This window comes from Agromyces neolithicus, assembly GCF_039529735.1.
GTDB lineage: Bacteria > Actinomycetota > Actinomycetes > Actinomycetales > Microbacteriaceae > Agromyces > Agromyces neolithicus.
Genome location: NZ_BAAANJ010000002.1, coordinates 1 through 22,156 on the forward strand (window position 1 = coordinate 1; position 22,156 = coordinate 22,156).

Annotated in this window: 22 protein-coding genes; 3 read left to right on the plus strand and 19 right to left on the minus strand. The window is 68.7% G+C overall.

Going from position 1 to position 22,156, the window contains the following annotated elements; genetic code table 11:
* Positions 1 to 395: 395 nt before the first annotated feature.
* On the minus strand, positions 396 to 1,697 hold the full coding sequence (tyrS, locus tag ABD164_RS03260; protein WP_344293404.1) for a tyrosine--tRNA ligase: 1,302 nt from the start codon (positions 1,695 to 1,697) through the stop codon (positions 396 to 398).
* A gap of 149 nt (positions 1,698 to 1,846) precedes the next feature.
* Between tyrS and ABD164_RS03265 the strand changes: the two genes are divergently transcribed.
* Both ABD164_RS03265 and ABD164_RS03270 read left to right on the plus strand, forming a co-directional pair.
* Positions 1,847 to 2,470, plus strand: a complete 624-nt coding sequence (locus tag ABD164_RS03265) for a DNA-binding protein (RefSeq protein WP_344293406.1) — start codon at positions 1,847 to 1,849, stop codon at positions 2,468 to 2,470.
* Between the two features lie 61 nt (positions 2,471 to 2,531).
* Positions 2,532 to 3,134, plus strand: a complete 603-nt coding sequence (locus ABD164_RS03270; RefSeq protein WP_344293408.1) for a hypothetical protein — start codon at positions 2,532 to 2,534, stop codon at positions 3,132 to 3,134.
* A gap of 52 nt (positions 3,135 to 3,186) precedes the next feature.
* Here the strand turns inward: ABD164_RS03270 and ABD164_RS03275 are convergent, their stop codons facing one another.
* From ABD164_RS03275 to ABD164_RS03315, 9 genes are all read right to left on the minus strand, one after another.
* Complete coding sequence (locus tag ABD164_RS03275) at positions 3,187 to 3,756, minus strand: DNA-3-methyladenine glycosylase (protein WP_425545897.1); 570 nt, start codon at positions 3,754 to 3,756, stop codon at positions 3,187 to 3,189.
* Between the two features lie 44 nt (positions 3,757 to 3,800).
* On the minus strand, positions 3,801 to 5,234 hold the full coding sequence (argH, locus tag ABD164_RS03280; RefSeq protein WP_425545898.1) for an argininosuccinate lyase: 1,434 nt from the start codon (positions 5,232 to 5,234) through the stop codon (positions 3,801 to 3,803).
* Complete coding sequence (gene argF, locus ABD164_RS03285) at positions 5,231 to 6,160, minus strand: ornithine carbamoyltransferase (protein ID WP_344293410.1); 930 nt, start codon at positions 6,158 to 6,160, stop codon at positions 5,231 to 5,233. Before argF ends, argH begins: the two co-directional genes overlap by 4 nt.
* A gap of 30 nt (positions 6,161 to 6,190) precedes the next feature.
* A complete protein-coding gene (locus tag ABD164_RS03290; RefSeq protein WP_344294086.1) occupies positions 6,191 to 7,342 on the minus strand; it encodes an acetylornithine transaminase in 1,152 nt (383 codons plus the stop codon).
* A 32-nt stretch (positions 7,343 to 7,374) separates the two neighbouring features.
* Complete coding sequence (gene argB, locus ABD164_RS03295) at positions 7,375 to 8,322, minus strand: acetylglutamate kinase (protein WP_344293411.1); 948 nt, start codon at positions 8,320 to 8,322, stop codon at positions 7,375 to 7,377.
* A gap of 2 nt (positions 8,323 to 8,324) precedes the next feature.
* On the minus strand, positions 8,325 to 9,482 hold the full coding sequence (argJ, locus tag ABD164_RS03300; RefSeq protein ID WP_344293413.1) for a bifunctional glutamate N-acetyltransferase/amino-acid acetyltransferase ArgJ: 1,158 nt from the start codon (positions 9,480 to 9,482) through the stop codon (positions 8,325 to 8,327).
* Positions 9,479 to 10,522, minus strand: coding sequence for an N-acetyl-gamma-glutamyl-phosphate reductase (argC, locus tag ABD164_RS03305; RefSeq protein WP_344293415.1), 1,044 nt, complete (start codon positions 10,520 to 10,522; stop codon positions 9,479 to 9,481). Before argC ends, argJ begins: the two co-directional genes overlap by 4 nt.
* Positions 10,523 to 10,758: 236 nt before the next feature.
* A complete protein-coding gene (locus ABD164_RS03310) occupies positions 10,759 to 11,424 on the minus strand; it encodes a response regulator (protein WP_344293417.1) in 666 nt (221 codons plus the stop codon).
* Positions 11,421 to 12,650: a sensor histidine kinase gene (locus ABD164_RS03315; RefSeq protein ID WP_344293419.1), complete on the minus strand. Its 1,230-nt coding sequence runs from the start codon at positions 12,648 to 12,650 to the stop codon at positions 11,421 to 11,423. The genes ABD164_RS03310 and ABD164_RS03315 overlap by 4 nt, the downstream gene beginning before the upstream one ends.
* 152 nt (positions 12,651 to 12,802) lie before the next feature.
* Here ABD164_RS03315 and ABD164_RS03320 point away from each other — a divergent pair, with 152 nt between their 5' ends.
* Entirely contained in the window at positions 12,803 to 13,423 is a 621-nt protein-coding gene (locus ABD164_RS03320; protein WP_344293421.1) for a hypothetical protein, read from the plus strand.
* A gap of 35 nt (positions 13,424 to 13,458) precedes the next feature.
* Here ABD164_RS03320 and pheT read toward each other — a convergent pair whose 3' ends face one another.
* The 9 genes from pheT to rpmI all read right to left on the minus strand — a co-directional run bounded on the left by pheT (position 13,459) and on the right by rpmI (position 22,147).
* Positions 13,459 to 15,984, minus strand: a complete 2,526-nt coding sequence (gene pheT / locus ABD164_RS03325; RefSeq protein ID WP_344293423.1) for a phenylalanine--tRNA ligase subunit beta — start codon at positions 15,982 to 15,984, stop codon at positions 13,459 to 13,461.
* Positions 15,985 to 15,987: 3 nt separating this feature from the next.
* Positions 15,988 to 17,028: a phenylalanine--tRNA ligase subunit alpha gene (gene pheS, locus ABD164_RS03330; protein ID WP_344293425.1), complete on the minus strand. Its 1,041-nt coding sequence runs from the start codon at positions 17,026 to 17,028 to the stop codon at positions 15,988 to 15,990.
* Positions 17,029 to 17,087: 59 nt separating this feature from the next.
* Positions 17,088 to 18,002: an amino acid ABC transporter permease gene (locus ABD164_RS03335; protein ID WP_344293427.1), complete on the minus strand. Its 915-nt coding sequence runs from the start codon at positions 18,000 to 18,002 to the stop codon at positions 17,088 to 17,090.
* Complete coding sequence (locus ABD164_RS03340) at positions 17,999 to 18,646, minus strand: amino acid ABC transporter permease (RefSeq protein WP_344293429.1); 648 nt, start codon at positions 18,644 to 18,646, stop codon at positions 17,999 to 18,001. Before ABD164_RS03340 ends, ABD164_RS03335 begins: the two co-directional genes overlap by 4 nt.
* Before the next feature lie 73 nt (positions 18,647 to 18,719).
* Positions 18,720 to 19,586, minus strand: a complete 867-nt coding sequence (locus tag ABD164_RS03345) for a glutamate ABC transporter substrate-binding protein (RefSeq protein ID WP_344293431.1) — start codon at positions 19,584 to 19,586, stop codon at positions 18,720 to 18,722.
* A 53-nt stretch (positions 19,587 to 19,639) separates the two neighbouring features.
* Entirely contained in the window at positions 19,640 to 20,428 is a 789-nt protein-coding gene (locus tag ABD164_RS03350; protein WP_344293433.1) for an amino acid ABC transporter ATP-binding protein, read from the minus strand.
* Positions 20,429 to 20,484: 56 nt separating this feature from the next.
* Entirely contained in the window at positions 20,485 to 21,297 is an 813-nt protein-coding gene (locus ABD164_RS03355; protein ID WP_344293435.1) for a TrmH family RNA methyltransferase, read from the minus strand.
* A 239-nt stretch (positions 21,298 to 21,536) separates the two neighbouring features.
* Positions 21,537 to 21,923, minus strand: a complete 387-nt coding sequence (gene rplT, locus ABD164_RS03360) for a 50S ribosomal protein L20 (RefSeq protein ID WP_344293437.1) — start codon at positions 21,921 to 21,923, stop codon at positions 21,537 to 21,539.
* Positions 21,924 to 21,952: 29 nt separating this feature from the next.
* Complete coding sequence (gene rpmI, locus ABD164_RS03365; RefSeq protein WP_231048220.1) at positions 21,953 to 22,147, minus strand: 50S ribosomal protein L35; 195 nt, start codon at positions 22,145 to 22,147, stop codon at positions 21,953 to 21,955.
* Between the last annotated feature and the right edge of the window lie 9 nt (positions 22,148 to 22,156).

Here is a 22,156-nt window from a genome sequence, read left to right on the forward strand (position 1 = left end):
CAGGGTTCAAAAAATTGGCATTGAACATAGTGCACGCTGTTGAGTTCTCAAGGAACGGACGCACCCGGCTCACGATCTGCGAAGACCGATCAACCGGAGCTGTTTCGTTCTCACCCGGGCATCCCATGAGGACGGGTCCGAATGCTTCAAGCGCAGCGAAAGACGAATCTCTTCGAGGCTTGGGATATTCGTGCCGCTTGAGGGCGAGAGCTGGGTTCAGATGAACTCTCTGCTCTTTCGCTCCTGTGGGGCAACGAGTGATTACATTACGTTGATTGCGGCGGCCGTGCAACTCAGCGCTGCATCCCGGGCGTGTCGCGCAGAGACGCCCGGAAACACACGGGCCCCGGCCGCCCACGAGCGCGGGTGACCGGGGCCGATGACGGGATCGCCGACTACTGCACGAAGACTCCGGCGAGTGTCTTCTTGCCGCGACGCAGCACGGCCATGCTCCCCGGCGGGACGAAGCCGGCGAGGGTCGCCGCCTCGTCGTCGATGCGCACGTTATTGAGCGCGACACCGCCCTGCTTGATGGCACGGCGCCCCTCACTCTGGCTCGCGACGAGCCCGGTGTCGACGAGCAACTGCGCGATCGGGGCATCCGGTGACGTCGTCGTGTTCGGCAGTTCGCGCAATGCCGACTCGAGGGTGTCGTCGTCGAGCGCGGCCAGGTCGCCTTGCCCGAACAGGGCCTGCGATGCCGCGATCACGGCGGCAGTGGCATCGGCACCGTGCACGAGAGTCGTGACCTCGTAGGCGAGCACCCGCTGCGCCTCGCGCCGGAACGGCTCGCTCTCGACGAGCGCCTCGAGCTCTTCGATGCGTTCGCGGCTGAGGAAGGTGAAGACCTTCAGTCGCGACACGACATCGGCGTCGTCGGTGTTGAGCCAGAACTGGTAGAAGCGGTAGGGGCTGCACATCGCGGGATCGAGCCAGATGGCGTTGCCCTCGCTCTTTCCGAACTTCGTGCCGTCGGAGTTCGTGATGAGCGGCGTGCCGATCGCGTGCACGTGCCTGCCCTCGACCTTGTGGATGAGGTCGGTGCCGCTCGTGAGGTTGCCCCACTGGTCGCTGCCGCCGGTCTGCAGCACGCAGCCATACTGGCGGTAGAGCTCGAGGAAGTCGAAGCCCTGCAGGATCTGGTAGCTGAACTCGGTGTAGCTGATGCCCGCGTCGGAGTTCAGCCGCGAGGCGACCGCGTCTTTCTTGAGCATCGTGCCCACGCGGTAGTGCTTGCCGACATCGCGCAAGAAGTCGATCGCGCTGAGCCCGGCAGTCCAGTCGAGGTTGTTGACGAGACGAACGGCGTTCGCACCCTCACCCGAGAGGAACCGCGACATCTGCATCGCGAGGTAGCCCACCCACTCGACGACGGTCTCCTTCGTGTTGAGCGTGCGCTCGGCAGTCGGCCTGGGGTCGCCGATCAGCCCGGTCGATCCGCCGACGAGGGCGAGCGGATGGTGGCCGGCCAGCTGGATGCGACGCAGGGTGAGCAACTGCACGAGGTTGCCGAGGTGCAGGCTCGGTGCCGTCGGGTCGAATCCGCAGTAATACGTGATGGGCTCGCCCGCGAGCAGCTCTTTCAACGCAGCCTGGTCGGTCGACACGTGTACGAGGCCACGCCACACGAGCTCCTCCCAGACATCGTCGAATGAGGCGTCGTTGTGCTGGGTCGAGAGGATCACTGGGTCTGACACCCCGTCAGAGTATCAAGCACGATACTTGCGAGCGGCTCAAGCCTTGAGGGTTGATTCGAAGGAATCAATTCTGTACACTTGATTTGATCGGATGTCGCAGCTGCAGCATTCATCTCGAGCAATCAATGATCCAGCATTCAAGGGGACTCATGTTCGTGATCACCGCCGATCAGGTCGCGAGCCGGCGCGAGGCCGACCGGGCAGGTGCGCTCATCGCGCGCCTGTCAGAGCGACATGGCGATCAGCTGTTGCTGCCCATCGACCAGACGGCCGGCGATGAGGTGCAGCTCGTCACGGCCTCGGCCGACGCGGCGCTGGCCATCGTGCTCGATGCCACGCGCACAGGGCGCTGGAGTGTCGGGATGGGCGTCGGCGACATCCGCTCTCCCCTCCCCGACGCGACACGCAAGGCGACAGGCACGGCGTTCATCGCGGCACGCGAGGCCGTCGGCGCGGCGAAGCGTGCCGACGGTCGCTTCGCCCTGCGCGCCGCGCCCATCGCGAGTGGTGTCACGGTCGCCGACGTCGAGCCGCTCGTGCGCCTGCTCGTGCTGTTGCGCGAGCGACGCACCGATCCCGGCTGGGAGGTCGTCGACCTCATGCACGACGGGCGCCTGCAGAAAGAGGCGGCAGCGATCCTCGACGTCAGCGCAGCCGCCGTCAGCGCACGCCTCGGCACCGCCCTCTGGCGAGCCGAAGAAGAGGCGCGGCCCGCCCTCGTTCGGCTGCTGCGCGAACTCGACGCCGAAGCCACCCACGCTGCTGCCGAGTGACGCCCGTGGTCGCTATGCTGCTCCAAGACCAGGCCCCGAACGCCCGGTCGAAAGGAATCCGGTGAGCCTCTTCTTCATCGCCGATGCCATCACCTGGTCGGCCCTCGTGCTCTCGCTCGTCTCCGCGGCAGTGCTCTCGGTGCTCGCCTACGTGCGACCACGACGCGCCTATGTCTGGTTCGCCGCAGGCACACTCGCCATCGCGATCCTCGCCGCCGCCTCGGCGAGCTCACCCGCCCAATTCGGTCTCGCCCCACTCGTGGTGCTCCTCGGCCTCACCACAGCCGTGTTCGGCGGCAGCGCCGCAGCGGCGACGGCGCTCAACCTCGCGATGGGCGGCACGGTCGCCCCCGGCCTGCACGGCGGCATCATCGTGACCGAGCGGCTGTCGGCCGAGGAGAAGCGGCAGGGCATCGTGGCCGGCGCTCGGCGCGAGGTGCTGCGCGGGGGCCTGACGATCGGCGTGCTCGAACGGGTCGCGACCGCGGGCACGATCATCGCCGGGTTCCCCGAGGGCCTTGCCATCATCGTGGCCGTGAAGGGTGTCGGCCGGTTCACCGAGCTCGAGGCGCCCGAGGCCCGCGAGCGCTTCATCATCGGCACCTTCGCGAGCCTCATCTGGGCCTGCGCCGCCGCGCTCGTCGTGCACCTCGCCATCCGCTGACGCCGGCCACCGGCACCAGGCGGCGAGGCGCGCACTGCGCGGCGTGGTCGTTTCACTCGGCGGCGAGCTTGTGGCGCCGGTACGGCGAGACGCCCTCGTCGCCCGGAAGCCAGAACCGCCACGGATATGCGCCGCCGCCTCCCTCGCCGCTGACACCCGTGCGAGGACCGCTCGCCGAATGCAGTGGTGACTCGGGCACGCGCAACTCGAACGGCGCCTCGAGCAGGTCGCTGCCGCCCGCCTCGAGCGGCACGCCGAGCGCACGCGAGAGCCGCCCCGGGCCACGGGCGAGATCGCGGTCGCTGACATCGGGCCGTCGCCGCCGTGCGACTTCGATGCCCTCGACCACCGTCGCGCCGCGCATGAGCACGCCCGACGAGACGCCGGCGGGCCGAGCGACGATGTTCAGGCACACGTGCATGCCGTAGCTGAAGTACGCGTACAGGTGCGCAGGCGCTCCGAACATGACGGCATTGCGGGCGGTGCGCCCGCGGAACGCGTGAGACCCGGGATCCTCGCCGACGCCGCGATATGCCTCGAGTTCGGAGAGCCGGATCGACACCCGCCCGTCGGGGGCGTCGTGGCTGAGCACCGCGCCGAGCAGGAGCGGTGCGAGTCGCACCGGATCCTGCTCGAAGAATGCGCGTTCAGGCGCGATGAGTCCGCTCAGTGCGGCGCCTCGGGGAGCCCTGCGACGAGGTGGCGAACACGATCGGCGAGACGGGCGAACTGCTCGTCGACGCGTGCGGGCGCCGTGCCGCCGATGCCGTCACGGCTCGCGACCGAGCCCTCGACCGTGAGCACTTCGCGCACCTCGGGGGTGAGGTGCGGCGAGATCGCCACGAGTGCGGCATCGTCGACGGCGTCGAGTTCGAGCCCGTGCCGTTCTGCGTACCGCACGAGCGCACCCGTGACCTCGTGCGCGTCGCGGAACGGAACGTGGCGCTTCACGAGCCACTCGGCGACATCGGTTGCGAGCGAGAAACCGGCCGGCGCGAGTTCGGCCATGCGCTCGGTGTGGAAGGTGAGCGTGGCGATCATACCGGTGAAGGCCGGCAGCAGCACCTCGAGGGTTTCGGTGGAGTCGAAGACCGGCTCTTTGTCTTCCTGCAGGTCGCGGTTGTACGCGAGCGGCAGCGCCTTCAGGGTGGCGAGCAGCCCGCTGAGATTGCCGATGAGCCGCCCGGACTTGCCACGGGCGAGCTCGGCGATGTCGGGGTTCTTCTTCTGCGGCATGATCGACGACCCCGTGGAATAGCCGTCGTCGAGGGTGACGAACCCGAACTCGCGCGTGTTCCAGAGGATGACATCTTCGGCAAGGCGCGACAGGTCGATGCCGATCATCGCGGCGATGAACGCGAACTCCGCAACGACATCGCGGCTCGCGGTGCCGTCGAGCGAGTTTTCGGCCGGGCCGGCGAGTCCGAGATCTCGGGCGACGGATGCCGCGTCGAGCCCGAGCGTCGACCCGGCGAGGGCGCCGCCGCCGTACGGCGAGACATCCGCTCGCTTCGTCCAGTCGACGATGCGCTCGAGGTCGCGCGAGAATGCCCAGCCGTAAGCGAGCAGGTGGTGCGCGAGCAGCACCGGCTGGGCGTGCTGCAGGTGCGTGCGGCCCGGCATGATCGCCCCGCGGTGGGCGTCGGCCTGGGCGGCGAGCGCATCGATGAGGTGCACCAGCTGCTGGCCGATGGTCGCAGCGTGGTGCTTGAGGTAGAGGCGCACGAGCGTCGCGATCTGGTCATTGCGGCTGCGGCCCGCGCGCAGCTTGCCGCCGAGCTCTGCACCGACGATGCCGATGAGCGCGGCCTCGAGGGCGCCGTGGACGTCTTCATCGCGGTCGGCGGCGACGATCTCGCCCGCCACGACCCGCGCTTCGAGGGTTTCGAGGCCCGCGAGCATCGCCGCGAGCTCGTCGGCATCGAGGTACCCGGCGGCCCCGAGCGCACGGGCGTGCGCTCGCGAGCCGGCGAGGTCGTAGCTCGCGAGCTGCCAGTCGAAGTGCGTCGACTTCGACAGCCGCGCCAGCTCGGGTGACGGGCCCGTCGCGAACCTCGCGCCCCACAGCGATCCTTCGTTGGTGCCGTGCTCGGCCATCATGCGTCCTTCCGCTCGAGCAGCCACACGAGCAATGCCTTCTGGGCGTGCAGGCGGTTCTCGGCCTCGTCCCAGATGATCGACTGCTCGCCGTCGATGACGTCGGCGGTTACCTCGTACCCGCGGTCGGCCGGCAGGCAGTGCATGAAGACCGCGTCGGATGCCGCGAGCGACATGAGCTCGCGATCCACCCGGTAGCCGCCGAAGGTGGCGACACGGTGGGCCTTCTCAGCCTCCTTGCCCATCGAGACCCAGGTGTCGGTCACGACGACGTCGGCGCCGGCGACGGCCTCGGCCGCGTCGGTGTAGAGCGTGATCGAGCCGCCGGTCGCGGCGGCGATTCGGTCGCCGTCGGCCACCACGGCGGCCGAGGGGGCGTACTCGTCGGGCGACGCGACGCGCACGTGCATGCCCGCCGTCGCGCCGGCCAGCAGGTACGACTGGGCCATGTTCGATGCTCCGTCGCCCAGGAAGGTGACGGTCAGCCCCGCGAGATCGCCCTTGTGCTCGCGGATCGTGAGCAGGTCGGCCAGCAGCTGGCACGGGTGGAAGTCGTCGGAGAGGGCGTTGACGACAGGCACGGTCGTGTCGGCGGCCATCTCTTCGAGGCCGGCCTGGCCGTACGTGCGCCAGACGATGGCCGAGACCATGCGCTCGAGCACCCGCGCCGTGTCTGACGGGGTCTCCTTTCCGCCGAGCTGGCTGCTCGCGGTCGAGATGATCAGCGGCGACCCGCCGAGGTCGGCGATGCCGACCGCGAACGAGACGCGCGTGCGCGTCGAGGACTTGTCGAAGATGACGGCGACCGTCTGCGGCCCCTCGAGCGGGGTTCGGCTCCAGCGATCGGCCTTCAGCGCCGCGGCGAGGTCGAGGATCTCGGTCTGCTCAGCGGGAGTGATGTCGTCGTCGCGAAGGAAATGGCGGGTCATGAGACTCCGTTCGATGGGTCGGTCGTGCGGTCAGTGGGCGGCCGCGGCGTCGAGTGCGCTCGCGAACCTGGTGATGAACTCTTCGACCTCGTCGTCACCGATGATGAGCGGCGGCGCGAGGCGGATGGTGGAGTCGTTGGCGGCGTTCACGATCAGGCCGCCGCGCATGGCCTCGGCGACCACGCGACCTGCGATCGGCTCGGAGAGGCCGACGCCGATGAGCAGGCCCTTGCCGCGCACGGCATGCACCAGCGGGGATCCGATGCCGAGGATGCGCTCCCGCAGCTGATCGCCGCGAAGTGCCGCGTTGTCGACGAGACCGGCTCGCTCGATCTCGCCGAGCACCGCGTTCGCCACGGCTGTGGCGAGCGGATTTCCGCCGAAGGTCGAGCCGTGCTGGCCCTTCGTGAACAGCGACGAGGTCTGGCCGTAGGTGATCAGCCCGCCGATGGGAAACCCGCCGCCAATGCCTTTGGCCACCGTGATCGCATCGGGCGTGATGCCCGCGTGCTGGAAGCCGAACCACGCTCCCGTGCGTCCGGCGCCGGTCTGGATCTCGTCGACGATGAGCAGCGCGCCGTGTCGTCGCGTGAGTTCGCGGGCAGCCTCGAGGAATCCATCGGGCAGTTCGACGACCCCGGCCTCACCCTGGATCGGCTCGACGATGAGCGCAGCGACCGCATCATCGATCGACGCCTCGAGCGCCTCGGTGGTCGCGGGAATATGCTCGACACCGCCGGGCAGCGGCTCGAATGGGTCGCGCATGTGCGGCTTGCCTGTGAGTGCGAGCGAGCCCATGGTGCGACCGTGGAACGCGTCGACCAGGGCGAGCACGCGGGTGCGCGCCCCGCCCGAGTTGTTGAGGCGCGCGAGCTTGAACGCCGCCTCGTTGGCCTCGGCGCCCGAGTTGCCGAACCACGCGCGCCCGTGATCGCCCGCTGCCGCGAGCCGCGTGAGCCGCTCGGCGAGCTCGAGCGCCGGCTCGGTCGCGAAGTAATTCGACACATGCGCGAGCGTCGCGGCCTGCGACGCAACCGTGTCGACGAACACGGGGTGCGCATGACCCAGCGAGTTCACCGCGATGCCCGCGAGGAAGTCGAGGTACTCGTTGCCCGCGTCATCCCACACGCGAACGCCCTCGCCGCGCACGAGCTTGGCGAGCGGCATGCCGATCGATCGCATGATGCGCTCGTCGAAGCGCTGCTGCCACGCGGTCACGCGACGCTCCCCTCGATGGCGATGCCGGCGCCGCCCGGCACCACCTCGGTGCCGATGCCCGACTGCGTGAACACCTCGAGCAGTATGGAGTGCGGAACCCGGCCGTCGATGATCGCCGCCTTCGCGACCCCGCCCTCGACCGCCTCGAGGCACGCTCGCATCTTCGGGACCATGCCCGACTCGAGCGACGGCAGCAGCGAGATGAGGTCGGGCACGTCGATGACCGACACGAGTGAGTCGCGGTTCGGCCAGTCGCGATACAGGCCCGCGACGTCGGTGAGGATCACGAGCTTCGCGGCGCCGAGCGCGACCGCGAGCGATGCGGCCGCCGAGTCGGCGTTGACATTCAACGACTGGCCGGGGGTGTCGCCGTCGGGGGCGATCGACGAGACCACCGGGATGCGACCGGCGTCGAGCTGCGCGTGCACCGCGGCCGGGTCGACCGCGACGACATCGCCGACGAGTCCGAGGTCGACCTCGACACCGTCGACGACCGCACCGCGCCGCCGGCCCCTGAACAACCCCGCGTCTTCACCCGACAGCCCCGCGGCGAGCGGCCCGTGCCCATTGATGAGCGATACGAGTTCGCGGTTGACCTGCCCCGACAGCACCATGCGCACGACATCCATGGCCTCGGGCGTGGTGACACGGTAGCCGCCGCGGAACTCGCTCTCGATTCCGAGGCGATCGAGCATCGACGAGATCTGGGGGCCACCGCCGTGCACAATGACCGGCTTGATGCCCGCATAGCGCAGGTACACCATGTCTTCAGCGAAGGCGCGCTGCAGATCGGGGCTCACCATGGCGTTGCCGCCGTACTTCACGACGATGGTCTCGCCGTGGAATCGCTTGAGCCACGGCAGCGAGTCGATGAGCACCTGAGCCTTGTCGGCCGCGGTCGCCGATTGCATGCCGGTCGGGGAATCTGTTTCGAAATCACCCATGTTCAGCTCGCGTACGCGCTGTTCTCGTGCACGTAATCGTGGGTGAGATCGTTCGTGAAGATCGAAGCGGATGCCTCGCCCGCATGCAGTTCGATGAGCACGTGCGTTGCCCGGGGCGTGAGATCGACATCGTCGCGCGGGGCGTCTGGCCGACCCGCATGACAGACGCGCACGCCGTTCATCGAGACGTCGACGAGATACGGGTCGAACGGGGCCTGCGTCGTGCCGATCGCGGCGAGCACCCGTCCCCAGTTGGGGTCATTGCCGAAGATCGCGGCTTTGAACAGGTTGTTGCGGGCGACCGACCGGCCGACCTCGACCGCGTCGTCTTCGCTGGCCGCACCTCGGACCTCGATCGTGATGTCGTGGCTGGCCCCCTCGGCGTCGCCCTGCAGCTGCAGCGCGAGATTGCGGCAGGCCTCGGTGAGCGCCTCGGTGAACACGTCGACTGCCGGGACAGCCCCTGACGCACCGCTCGCGAGCAGCGTGACCTGGTCGTTCGTGGACATGCAGCCGTCGGAGTCGAGCCGGTCGAACGTGACGCGGGTCGCGGCCCGCAGCGCGGTGTCGAGGTCGGCGGCGGGCAGGTCTGCGTCGGTGGTGAGCACGACGAGCATCGTGGCCAGCCCGGGGGCGAGCATGCCAGCCCCCTTGGCCATGCCGCCGATGCGCCAGCCGCCGCCCTCGATCACCACGGTCTTGGGCTTCGTGTCGGTCGTCATGATCGCACGAGCCGCGTCGTCACCGGCGACAGCGTCTGATGCGAGCCGGTTGACCGCCGAGAGCACGCCCTCTTCGAGCACCTCGCCGTCGAGCTGGTCGCCGATGAGCCCGGTCGAACACACGAGTACGTCACCGGCCGAGACCGACAGTGCCGATGCCGTCGCCTCGGCGGTGCGGTGCGTGACCTGGAACCCCTCTGGGCCCGTGAAGCAGTTGGCTCCGCCCGAGTTCAGCACGATGGCCGAGACCGTGCCATCGACGATGACCTGTTCGGACCAGAGGATCGGATTGGCCTTCGCGCGATTGGATGTGAACACCGCGGCCGCGGCCTGCGACGGCCCACGGTTGACCACGACCGCGAGATCGAGTGCCCCGCTGCGCTTGATGCCCGCCGCGATGCCCGCGGCCTCGAATCCGGCGGCGGCGGTGACGGTCACGGTGCGACTCCGTTCACGGGAAGGCCTGTCGACTCGGTGAGACCGAGTGCGAGGTTGGCCGACTGGATGGCGGCACCCGCGGTGCCCTTGACGAGGTTGTCGACGGCCGTGACCACGACCACGCGCCCGGACCGCTCGTCGACCGTGAGGCCCATGAGCGCGGTGTTCGCGCCGAGCACGTCGGCGGTGCGCGGGAACTGGCCCTCGGGCAGCAACTGCACGAACCGTTCACCGGCGTAGGCGTCCTCCCACGCCGCGCGCACGGTCGCGGGATCGGTGCCTGGCATGATTCGCGCCGTCGACGTCGCGAGGATGCCGCGCGACATGGGCACGATCACCGGCGTGAACGACAGGGTCGGCGTCGCCGCACCCGCCCACCGCAGCGCCTGCAGCACCTCAGGAATGTGGCGGTGCACACCGCCCACCGAGTACGGGTTCGCCGAGCCGAGGATCTCGGAGCCGAGCAGGTGCGCCTTGAGGCTCTTACCTGCGCCCGACGGGCCGACGGCCAGCACCGACACGAGGTCGCGATCCTCGATGACACCTGCGCGGATGCCCGGAGCGAGCGAGAGCGCAACCGTGGAGGCATTGCAGCCGGGAGCCGCGATCCGCTTGGTCTTCGCGAGCCGGTCGCGCTGCGTGCCCGTCAGGCGCGGCAGCTCGGGAACGCCGTACGTCCACGCGGGGTGGAAGTCTCCGCCATAGAACTCCGCCCAGTCGTCTGTACTCTCGAGCCGGTGGTCGGCGCCGCAGTCGACCACGAGGGTGTCGTCGGGCAGTTGCGCCGCGATGGCACCCGACGCGCCGTGGGGCAAGGCGAGGAAGACGACGTCGTGACCGGCGAGGGTCTGGGCGGTCGTCTCTTTCAGGGTGAGGTGCGTGTAGGTGCGCAGGTGCGGCTGCACGGCGACGAGCGGCTGCCCGGCGTTGGCGTGCGCCGTGACGGTGCGCACCTCGAATTCAGGATGATCGGCCAGCAGGCGCAGGATCTCTCCCCCGGCATAGCCGGACGCGCCGGAAACGGCGACGGAGTACGTCATGGAATCCACCTTAGGGTCTGTGCGGTCGGGGCGCTGATGCGGCGACGCCCCGCGACAGCCCGTTCAGGCCGCGGCAGAGGTCGCCGAGATTCGGCGCGCACCACGACGTCGGTTGCGCAGCTCGACGACACGCGGGTGGCGTGCGGAGGCGGCGAACCGATCGGCGGACATGGGATCGACCCTATCTGCGCCACCGGCACCGTCGCAAACCGGAGCCGCAATGACCACGCCATGTTTCACGAGCGCTCGGCCTCGTACCGGGCGAGCAGCGCGCCCTGCACCCTCGACGCGAGTCCGAGCTTGCCGAGTACGCGAGAAACATGCGTCTTGGCGGTCGACTCGGAGATCACCAGTCGATCGGCGATCTCGGCGTTCGAGAGGCCGAGCCCGAGTGAATCGAGCACCTCCCGCTCGCGGTCGGTCAGGGCGGCGAGCCGACCGGATGCCGCGGGGTACGGGCTCTGGGGCACCGCCCGTGAGTCGAGCGCCCGCAAGCGGTCCACGACCGTGCGGGTGACCTCGGGTGCGAGCACGGCGTCGCCCGCGGCCACCCGGCGGATCGCGTCGACGAGTTCGTGGGCCGACGCCGTCTTCAGCATGAATCCGGCTGCGCCGGCCGCGAGCGCGGCCGTGACGATGTCGTCGACACCGAACGTCGTGAGCATGAGCACACGCGGGCCGTCGGCCTGTTCCACGATTCGACGGGTGGCCTCGACGCCGTCGAGGACAGGCATCTGCACGTCCATGAGTACGACGTCTACGGGCGTCTCGCCGATGAGACGGAGCGCCTCGCGTCCGTCCCCGGCTTCGCCGACGATCGCGAGGTCGTCGATGCCGTCGAGGAGCATCGCGAGCCCCGCACGCACCGCCTGGTGGTCGTCGACGATCAGCACGCGGATCACGACGCCGCCCCAGCCGTCGCCTCGCTCGGTTCGCGGAGTATCGGGACCCGCGCCTCGAGGACCCACTGTGCATCGCCCGGTCCACGGTCGATGCGGGTATGCGCGTATCCGCCGAGGATGCGAGCCCGTTCGGCGATGCCGACGAGGCCATGCCCACCGCTCAGGCTGTCGGAAAGGTCGACCCCGTCGCCGGCTGGGTTGCGGGTCGTGATCAGGATGCCGCGGTCGTCGCGCACGATCCGCAACTCGACGGGCCGACCCGGGGCGTGCTTCGCCGCGTTCGAGAGCGCCTCCTGGGCGATGCGGTAGGCCGCGACTGACACTCCGGCCGGGACATCCCGCTCGATCCCGGCGCCGATCTCTGCCTGCACCTGTGCGCCGGCGTCTCGCTGCGAGTCGATGAGCGTCTCGAGATCGGCCAGAGTCGGCGGAGCCGAGAGCGCGTCGCCGTCACCGCGGAGCACGTCGATCATCGAGCGCATCTCCCCGAGTGCGGCGACGCTCGAGGCACGGATCGACTCGAGTCCTGAGGTCGTCGCCGATCGCTCGGCACGTGCCGCGCGCAGCGCCGCCTCGGCCTGCATGGCGATGCCGACCACGTGGCCGGCGAGTGCGTCGTGCAGGTCGCGTCCGATCGCCATCCGCTCAGATGCGAGCGCGCTCTGCCGCTCGGATGCCGCGGCCCGGCGAACGGCTTCGACGCGGGCACGCTCGGCGGCCGCTTCCTGCTGCGGAACCCGCACCGCGCGTCCCCACCAGAGCGAGAGAACCACGGTGACCGGGATCCAGAGGAAGCGGACGACGAACTCGGTGGGGCCCTCGGGCATCGCGAGACTCAGCACGCCCGCAACAGCCACCGCGCCTGCCAGGTATTGCGCGACGTCCACGGCCCGCGACGGACTCCGCACCGCGACGAGATAAAGCAGGTCGGCGAAGATGAGGATCGCGCCGAGCGGTGCGGCGCCGGTGAGGACGGCGAAGACCGCGATGGCGGCACCCGAGACGAACATCGCCCCAACCGGCCACCGGTCGCGGAACATGTGCACGACCCCGAGCAAGAAGATCAGGGCGACGTCAGCCCACCACGTGACGAGGCGCGGCTGGTCGACCCAGTACACCCCTACGCCCGCAGAAGCAAGAAGGACCCCGAGGACAACGTACCCGAGCGTCCCGAGGAGTCGGGCGTGACGCCGCGCGCCCCGGCGGAGGTCGTCGAGCAAGGCCATTGCTCTATGCAAGCAGTTCGGCGCGCGGCGCGCGACCGACATCCGCGCCGTGTAGCCGCCGAACGCGTCATCCGAAATGTGTACTCACAAAGCGCAAGGACACCGCGTTCGGCCGACGCCACGCACGGTCGATGGGCCGCAGGCTGTTCACCATGCACCGAGTGACCGAGTTCAACCCGATCCTCTGGGCGATCCTCGCCGTCGAGGTCGCCTTCTGGGTGGCCCTCGCGGTCGGGCTCACCACCCGATACGTACTCCGGATGCCTCGGGCAAGCCGGATCATCCTGCTCTGCGTGCCGCTGCTCGACCTCGTGCTCATTGCGCTGACCGCCGTCGACCTCGCGGGCGGCGCGGAACCCGACTTCGTGCACGCCCTGGCCGTCATCTACCTCGGATTCACGATCGGATTCGGCCATGCGACGATCGCGTGGGCCGACCGGTGGTTCGCGTACCGCTTCGCCGGCGCACCGCGCCCGCCGAAGCCGCCCAAGTCGGGCCCGGAGTACGTGCGCAGAATGTGGGCGGAATGGCGGCGCGTGCTCGTCGCCTGGGCGATCGCACTCCCCGGTCTCTTCGGCCTCGGGTGGGTGGCCGGTGCCGGTCTTCCGGCCGACTGGGACGCGATGTGGGCCGACCCGCTGTGGGCGATGGCGGCGCGGCTCACCGCCATCGCCGCGATCTGGTTCGCCGCGGGGCCGGTCTACGCGATGCTCTTCCGCTGGGAGGACGAGGGCGAGCCGGCCGGCGCTTCCCCTCAGCGACAGGAAGCCTAGCTCGGCGGATTTTGCAGGGAGGACGGCAGACGCGGCTACGCGCGGATCACCGCACCGAAGCGCTCACCGGCGAGCGCTGCGCCTGCGTTCTTGGCCTCGCTCGCCTCGGCCGCCGTGAGCGTACGGTCTGGCGCGCGGAACCGCAGGGCGAACGTGAGGCTCTTCGACGCTTCGGGAACCCCCGAGCCGCGGTAGTCGTCGACGAGGTGCACGTGCTCGAGCAGATCGCCTGCCCCCTCGCGCACGGCCGCGGCAACGTCAGCCGCCGAGACCTCGGCGCCGACGACGAGCGACAGGTCTTGCGTCGCCGCCGGAAGGGTTCCGATCGGCTGCGCCTCGACCGCCGGTTCGGTCGCCGCGATCACCGCGTCGAGGTCGAGTTCGGCGACCGCCACCACACGCGGCAGGTCGAGTTCGAGGGCGATCGCCGGTAACAGTTCGCCCGCGTACCCGATCGTCTGCCCGCCGACGCGGAGCTCGGCGGTACGACCCGGGTGCAGCGCCTGGTGCGCGCCCTGCACGACCTCGAGCTCGGCACCCGTCGCGAGCACGACACGTCGCACGGCGTCGAGCGCGTCGACGATGCCGACCGGCACGGCGACCTGACCGGGCTGCTTGGTGACGGCGTCGCCGACGAGCAGCACAGCGAGGTGACGCGGCTGCCGCGGGATGCCGGAATTCAGCGCTGCAAGGGTCTCGTCGCTCGGCTTCGCATCGCCGACGGGGAGCTCGGCGGAGCCATAGGCGCGTCCGGCCTCGGGCAGGAACACGAGCCCCATCTCGAACAGGTCGAGGTCGTTGAGGCCGCGCGAGCGGTTGCGTCGCGCAGCGCCGATGAGGCCTGGCAACAGCGAGCGACGCAGGAACGGGGTCGACTGGTCGAGTGCGTTCGCGAGGCGCACGGATGCCACGACAGAACCGTCGGCGCTGCCGTAGAGCGCATTCTCGTCGGCGGTTGCGAACGGGAAGCTGAGCACCTCAGCGGCCCCGGCACCGGCGAGCACGTCGGCCGTCTGACGGCGCAGCCGCTGCGAGCGGGTGAGCCCGCGCCCGGGCGGGGCCACCGGAAGCACCGAGGGGATGCGGTGGTAGCCGACGAGTCGCGCCACCTCTTCGGCGAGCTCCTCGCGCCCCGTGAGATCGGGGCGCCACGACGGCGGCAGCACAGAGAACCCGCCGTCGACGGCGGTGACCGCGCCACCGATCTCGGCGAGCGCGTCGTGCACCTCTGTCTCGGTGTACTCGACGCCGATGAGGCTCGACACGAACCCGTGCGGCAGCACGATGGCCGCCCGTGCCGGTGCCTCGTCGATGAGCGACCCGCCCTGCTCGGCGACCCCACCGGCGAGATCGACCATGAGCTGGGCCACACGCGACGCAGCGGCCCCGGCGATCTCGGGGTCGACCCCGCGTTCGAAACGGCGCGACGCCTCGCTCGGCAGCTTGTGCCGACGCGCGGAACGCGCGATCGACACCGGGTCGAAGTTGGCGGCTTCGATGAGCACGTTGCGGGTCGCCTCACCCATCTCGGTGTCGGCGCCGCCCATGACGCCCGCGATACCGATCGCACCTCGGTCATCGGTGATGAGCAGGTCTTCGGGGTGGAGCGTGCGTTCCTTGCCGTCGAGCGTGACGATCGTCTCGCCCGGCGCGGCCCGCCGCACGACGATGCCGCCCCGCAGCGCGTCGAGATCGTATCCGTGGATCGGCTGGCCGAGCTCGAGCATGACGTAGTTCGTGATGTCGACGAGCACCGAGATCGAGCGGATGCCGGCGAGTTTCAGCCGTGCGATCATCCACGCGGGTGTCAGACGCGTCGGGTCGACCCCGCGCACGATGCGGGTCGCGAAGACCGCCGAGCCGATGCGACCGCGGATGGGCGCCTCGTCGCGGACCTCTACGGGGAACGCCGACGAAGAGACATCCGCCGGCGCCACCTGCTCGACCGGATCGCGGAACCGGGCACCAGTGGCATGCGCGTACTCGCGGGCGACACCGCGGATCGAGAAGGCGTAGCCACGGTCGGGCGTGACGTTGATCTCGATGGCGGCGTCGTCGAGCCCGAGCAGGGCGATCGCGTCGGTGCCGACTGGCGCGTCGATGCCGAGGGTCGACAGCCGCAGGATGCCCTCGTGGTCGTCGCCGAGGCCGAGCTCGCGTGCCGAGGCGATCATTCCGTCGCTGACGTGGCCGTAGGTCTTGCGCGCGGCGATCGGGAACGGCCCGGGCAGCACGGCGCCGGGCAGGGTCACGACGACCTTGTCGCCGACGAAGAAGTTGCGGGCGCCGCAGACGATGCCATGCACGGCATCTCCCCCGTCGGCCGCCGTCTCACCATCGGGCGCGACCCGCACCTGACACCAGCGGATGGTCTTGCCGTTGGTCTGCGGCTCCTCGACGAACTCGAGCACCTCGCCGACGACGATCGGGCCCTCGAGCTCGAAGGTGTGCACGTCTTCTTCTTCGAGACCGACCTTGACGAGGGCGGCGTGCACGTCTTCGGGCGTGGTGCCCGGGACGAGTTCGACGTACTCGGCGAGCCAGCTGAGCGGCACTCGCATGTCTTAGACCACCATTCCGAACTGCTGGGAGAAGCGAACGTCTCCCTCGACCATTTCACGCATGTCTTGTACGTCGTTGCGAAGCATGAGGCCGCGCTCGACGCCCATGCCGAAGGCGAACCCCGTGTAGACCGCGGGATCGATGCCCGCGGCCTTCAGCACGTTGGGGTGCATCATGCCGCAGCCGCCCCACTCGATCCAGCGGGCGCCGCCCTTGAAGGTCGGGTGCCAGAAGTCGAGCTCGGCGCTCGGCTCGGTGAACGGGAAGAAGCTCGGGCGCAGGCGGATCTTCGCCTCGTCACCGAAGATCGCCTTCACGAAGTGGTCGAGCGTGCCCTTGAGGTGCGCCATCGTGAGGCCCTTGTCGACGGCGACGCCCTCGAACTGCATGAAGACCGGCAGGTGCGTGGCGTCGAACTCGTCGGTGCGGTATACCCGACCCGGCGCGAGCACGTAGAGCGGCAGCTCGCGATCGAGCATCGAGCGGATCTGCACCGGGCTCGTGTGCGTGCGCATCACGAGGTGCGCCTCGGGCGGGTCGACGAAGAAGGTGTCTTGCATGGCACGCGCCGGGTGGTCGGCGTCGAAGTTCAGCGCGTCGAAGTTGAACCACTCGCTCTCGACCTCGGGGCCCTCTGCGATCTCCCAGCCCATTCCGGTGAACACGTCGCACACCCGGTCTTGCAGAAGCGAGAGCGGATGCCTCGCGCCGGGCGTGAACCGCGACGGCAGGGCAGTGACATCAACGGCTTCGGCGGCGAGTTGCGCGGCGGCCTCGGCCTCGACGATCTCGGCCTCGCGCGCCGCGAACGCCTGGTTGACGCGGCCGCGGGCGCCGCCGACGAGTTTGCCGAGCGCGGCCTTCTGCTCGTTGGGCACGTTGCGCAACTGGGCGTTCAGGAGCGCCAGCGCCGACTTGTCGCCGGTGTGCTCGGTGCGGACCTGCTTCAGCGCGGCGGAGTCGCCGGCCGACGCGATGGCCGCGAGGGCTGCATCGACCGCCGATTGCACGGCGCTCTCGGTGATTTCACGGGGCTCGGACACGAAGTACGAGTCTACCGGCGTGCGGCACCGCCTCGCGTCGCGTTCGCCCGGCGTGCCAGTCAGCCTTGGCGGCCCTCTTGGGCCGCAGCAGAGGCCTGGACGACGAGCAGCCCCTGAGTCGGATCGATCGGCTTGCCCTTCGCCTTGCGACCACCGCTCGCGGTGCGACGCGAGAGCCATCTCGCGAACCACGACAGCGTGAGGTTGATGATGAGGTAGATGACGAGCGTGACGAAGAAGAGCGAGAACAGGTAACGATTGCCGACGAACGCCGCGAGGTTGTACATCGTCGTGCGGATGAGCTCGTTGTACCCGACGATGAATCCGAGGGCAGTGTCCTTGAGCAGCACCACGAGCTGCGCGACGATGATCGGCAGCATCTGCCGGAAGGCCTGCGGGAACTCGATGAGGAACTTCGACTGCATTTCGCGCATGCCCACGCTGAGCGCCGCTTCGCGTTGCCCACGAGGCAGCGACGCGAGGCCGGCGCGAAGGGCTTCGCCGATGATCGCGCCGTTGTACAGCGCGAGCGCGCTGACGACGGCCCAGTACTGGCCGGTCGATGCGACGAGCAGGATGAAGAGCATCATGAGCAGCACCGGCATGCCGCGAATGAACTCGAGCACCACTGCCGTCGGAATGCGGATCCAGGCGATGTGCGAACTGCGAAGCAGCGAGAAGACCACGCCGAGCAGAATGGCAAGGACGGCTGCAACGAGTGCCGCCTGCAGGGTGCGCACCACGCCGCCGCCGATGGCCGCCCAGATGGCCGGGTTGGCATAGATGTCCCACCGCGTCGGGTCGAACTGGCCCGGAAGTACGAGACCGCCCGAACTCTCGCGTGGCGCGGCGAGGATCAGGAGCACCCAGACGATGCCGGCGAGAATCAGGGTGCCGGCGATGATCGAGACGATCAGTGAGCGGCGACGGGCGCGTGGGCCCGGTGCGTCGAACAGGACGTTGGCGCCGGTCATCGCGCGACCACCCATTTCTTCTCGAGCTGTACGGCGAGCAGGCCGAGCGGAACCGTGATGATGAGGTAGAACGTCGCGACGCCGAGCAGCACCGCGATGACGGCCTGGCCGTTCGCGTTCGCGAGCTCCTTGCCGATCGTGAACAGTTCAGCGACGAAGAATCCACCGGCGACCGATGTGTTCTTCGTGAGCGCGATGAACACGTTGATGAGCGGAGGCACCGTCATGCGGAATGCCTGCGGCAGGATGATGAGGCTCACCGACTGGGAGAACCCGAAGCCGAGGCTGCGAGCGGCCTCTGCCTGTCCGACGGGCACGCCGTTGACTCCCGATCGAAGTGCCTCTGCGACGAACGGCGACGTGTAGTACGAGAGGCCGATGATCGCGAGGATCATGTAGTCGAACCGAACACCCAGGTAAGGAAGGATGAACGCGCAGAAGAACAGCACGAGCGTGAGCGGCGTGTTGCGGGCGAGTTCGGTGTAGACGGTCGCGAACCAGCGCAGAGACGGAATCGGCGAGATGCGCATGGCCGCGATGAGCGTGCCGAGGATGAGCGCGATGACCCCAGACGCCGCGAGCAGAATCAGCGTCTTGCTGAACCCGTCGAGGTATCTCGGGAGGTTGTCGATGACGACGTCCACACGCGTCCCTTCAGTCGTTCACTTCGAGCCGGACGTGGTCCGGGCGGAACGCCCGGACCACGCACCGATCGGATCAGTAGCGGTCGGGTGCCGGCGGCTCCACGAACGGCAGCACCGTGCCGGCCGTCGAGTTCCAGGCCTCCTCGTATGAGCCGTCCTCGTACGAAGCCTCGAGCACATCGTTGATCCACATGCGGAACTCGGTGTCGTCGAGCGCGAGGCCGATGCCATATGGCTCTTCGGTGAACGGCTCACCGACGACCTTGAACTCGCCCTCGTTCTGGGCTGCAAGGCCCGCGAGGATGACGTTGTCGGTCGACACCGCGACGACCTCGCCACTGCGCAGCGGCTCGAGGCAGTTCGTGTAGGTGTCGGTGAGCAGCGGCACCGCGCCGATCTCGGTGAGCTTCTGGGCCGGCGTCGAACCGGTCACCGAGCACACCGGCTGACCGACGAGGTCTTCTTCGCTCGTGATGTCCTCGTTGTCGGCGAGCACGAGGATCGACTGACCTGCCATGTAGTACGGGCCGGCGAACGAGACGACCTCTTTGCGCTTGTCGTTGATCGTGTAGGTCGCTACGACGATGTCGACTTCGCCGTTCTCGATGAATGGCTCACGGTTCGCCGACACCGACTCGACCCAGTTGATGTTGTCTTCACTGATGCCGAGTTCACCCGCGATGATCTTCGCGATCTCGACATCGAAGCCGACCGGGGTGTTCGTGTTCGGGTCGAGCAGGCCGAAGAGCGGCTGGTCGAACTTCGTGCCGACCGTGATCTCGCCGGCCTCGGCGAGCTCGGCCATCGTCGTGCCCGCCTCGAACGTGGGCGCGGCTTCCTCTTCGGTCGGCTCGGCCTCGCCGCCGCCGGTGGCGCAGCCTGCGAGCGCGAGTGCCGAAGCCGCCGCTGCCGCGACGAGTGCGATTCTCATGCGTTTCATGTCTCTGCCTCTTCTCCTGTGTGGTGTTCCCCGCCGCTTGTGACGGCGAAGGCCTAGTGCTCGAGGATCTTCGAGAGGAAGTCCTTCGCGCGATCGGACTGGGGGTTGTCGAAGAACTCGGCGGGCGTCGCCTCTTCGACGATCTTGCCGTCGGCCATGAAGAGCACGCGGTCGGCCGCCTTGCGGGCGAAGCCCATCTCGTGCGTGACGACGATCATCGTCATGCCGTCTTTCGCGAGGCCGATCATGACGTCGAGCACCTCGTTGATCATCTCGGGGTCGAGCGCACTCGTGGGCTCGTCGAGCAGAATGAGCTTCGGATTCATCGCCAGTGATCGGGCGATCGCGACGCGCTGCTGCTGGCCCCCCGAGAGTTGAGCGGGCATCTTGCTCGCCTGGTTGGCGACACCGACGCGCTCGAGCAGCTTCATCGCCAGCTCATCGGCGGCCTTGCGCGCCATCTTCTTGACCCTGATCGGGGCGATCGTCACGTTCTCGAGCACCGTCTTGTGGGCGAAGAGATTGAAGGACTGGAAGACCATGCCGACGTCTGCGCGAAGCTTTGCGAGGGCGGCGCCCTCTTCGGGAAGGTGGGCACCGTCGATCGAGATGGTGCCCGAGTCGATCGTCTCGAGCCGGTTGATGGCGCGGCAGAGGGTCGACTTTCCCGAACCCGACGGCCCGATGACGACGACGACCTCACCCCGGTTGACCACGGTATTGATGTCGTTGAGCACGTGCAGGTCGCCGAAGTGCTTCTCGACCTGTTCGATCACGACGAGGGGTTCGCCTCGGCGCACACTGATGTTCGACGTCGCGGGTGCGGGCTGGGCAGGCTCCATAACCCTCAAACTAGGGCCAATCGGAACCGTCGGACAACCCGAGGCGCGGTGGTTACCTAACCGTGATGCACGCTTCGCTGGGCGAAGGCGCTTTCGTAGAGGCAGACGGATGCCGCGGTGGCGAGGTTCATCGATTCGGCATGCCCGTAGATGGGCACGGTGACGGCCCGATCGGCGAGCTCGAGCTGCTCGTCGGGCAGTCCCCGAGCCTCGTTGCCGAAGAGCCAGGCAGTCGGCTGTGCGAGCACGCCATCGGCGCGCACGGTGAGCAGGTCGTCGCCCTTGACGTCGGCCGCCAGCACCGTCATGCCGGCACCACGAGCGCGCTCGAGCACGTCGGCGAGTTCGGCACCGACCGCGATCGGCAGGTGGAAGATCGACCCCGTCGACGCCCGCACGACCTTGGGGTTGTAGAGGTCGACCGCGCGCCCGGTGAAGATCACGGCATCGGCGCCCGCGGCATCGGCGGCGCGCACTATCGTGCCCGCGTTGCCAGGGTCGCGCACCTCTTCGAGAATTGCGACGAGCTTCGGGGATGCCGCGAACACCTCTTTCACCGCGGTCGGAAACTGGCGGCACACCGCGACGAACCCCTGCGGGGTGACCGTGTCAGCCATCGCGTCGAGCACCGCCTCGGTGACGAACTCGATGTGCACGTCGGCATCGTCGGCAGCCCGGGCGATCTCGTTGTGGCGCTCGAGGGCGCTCGGCGTGGCGTAGAGTTCGACGACGAGTTCCGAGCGGAAGGTGAGCGCCTCCGAGACGGCCTGCGGACCTTCGAGCAGGAACTGCCCGGTGTCGACCCGCTCGGACTTCTTGGCGAGCTTGGCGACCGCGCGAACGCGCGGCGAGCGGGGGTTCTCGAGCATGTTGCAAGTCTACGGCTGCGCGGAAATAGCCCTCGATGCGTCATCCGGCGTTCCGAAACAGGAGAACGCCCCGCATGACGGGGCGTGGCGCCTGTTCTCGCAGCGCGTTCGGCGCGTCTTCCTGTCCTTGGTGCATGGAGGGATGGCGAGTGCGAGCTGGAACAGGTGGTGAGTGCCGGGCGTACAGGCGAACGGCCCGGCACCACGAGGGTGCCGGGCCGTTCGATGCGAAGTGCTGCCTACGCGGCGGTCTTCGGAGCCGACGTGTCGGCCGGCAGTGCCTTCTTGGCGGTCTCGACGAGCGCCGCGAACGTGGCGGGCTCGTTGACCGCGAGCTCGGCGAGGATGCGACGGTCGACCTCGACGCCGGCAAGGCCGAGGCCCTGGATGAGGCGGTTGTAGGTGAGACCGTTGGCACGCGAGGCCGCGTTGATGCGCTGGATCCAGAGACGACGGAAGTCGCCCTTCTTCTTGCGACGGTCGTTGTACGAGTAGACGAGCGAGTGGGTGACCTGCTCCTTCGCCTTGCGGTAGAGGCGCGAACGCTGGCCGCGGTATCCCTCGGCGCGCTCGAGGATGACCCGGCGCTTCTTGTGGGCGTTGACCGCCCGCTTCACTCTTGCCATGACTCTGTTTCTTCCTTACGTGTCGCGGCTCAGCGGCCGAGAAGCTTCTTGATGACCTTGGCGTCGGGGGCCGACACGACCTTGTCTTGATTCAGACGGGCCTTGCGCTTCGAGGCCTTGACCTCGAGGTTGTGGCGCATACCGGCCTGCTGCTTCTTGATCTTGCCGCTGCCGGTGACCTTGAAGCGCTTCTTCGACCCGGAGTGGGTCTTCTGCTTCGGCATCTCGTGTTT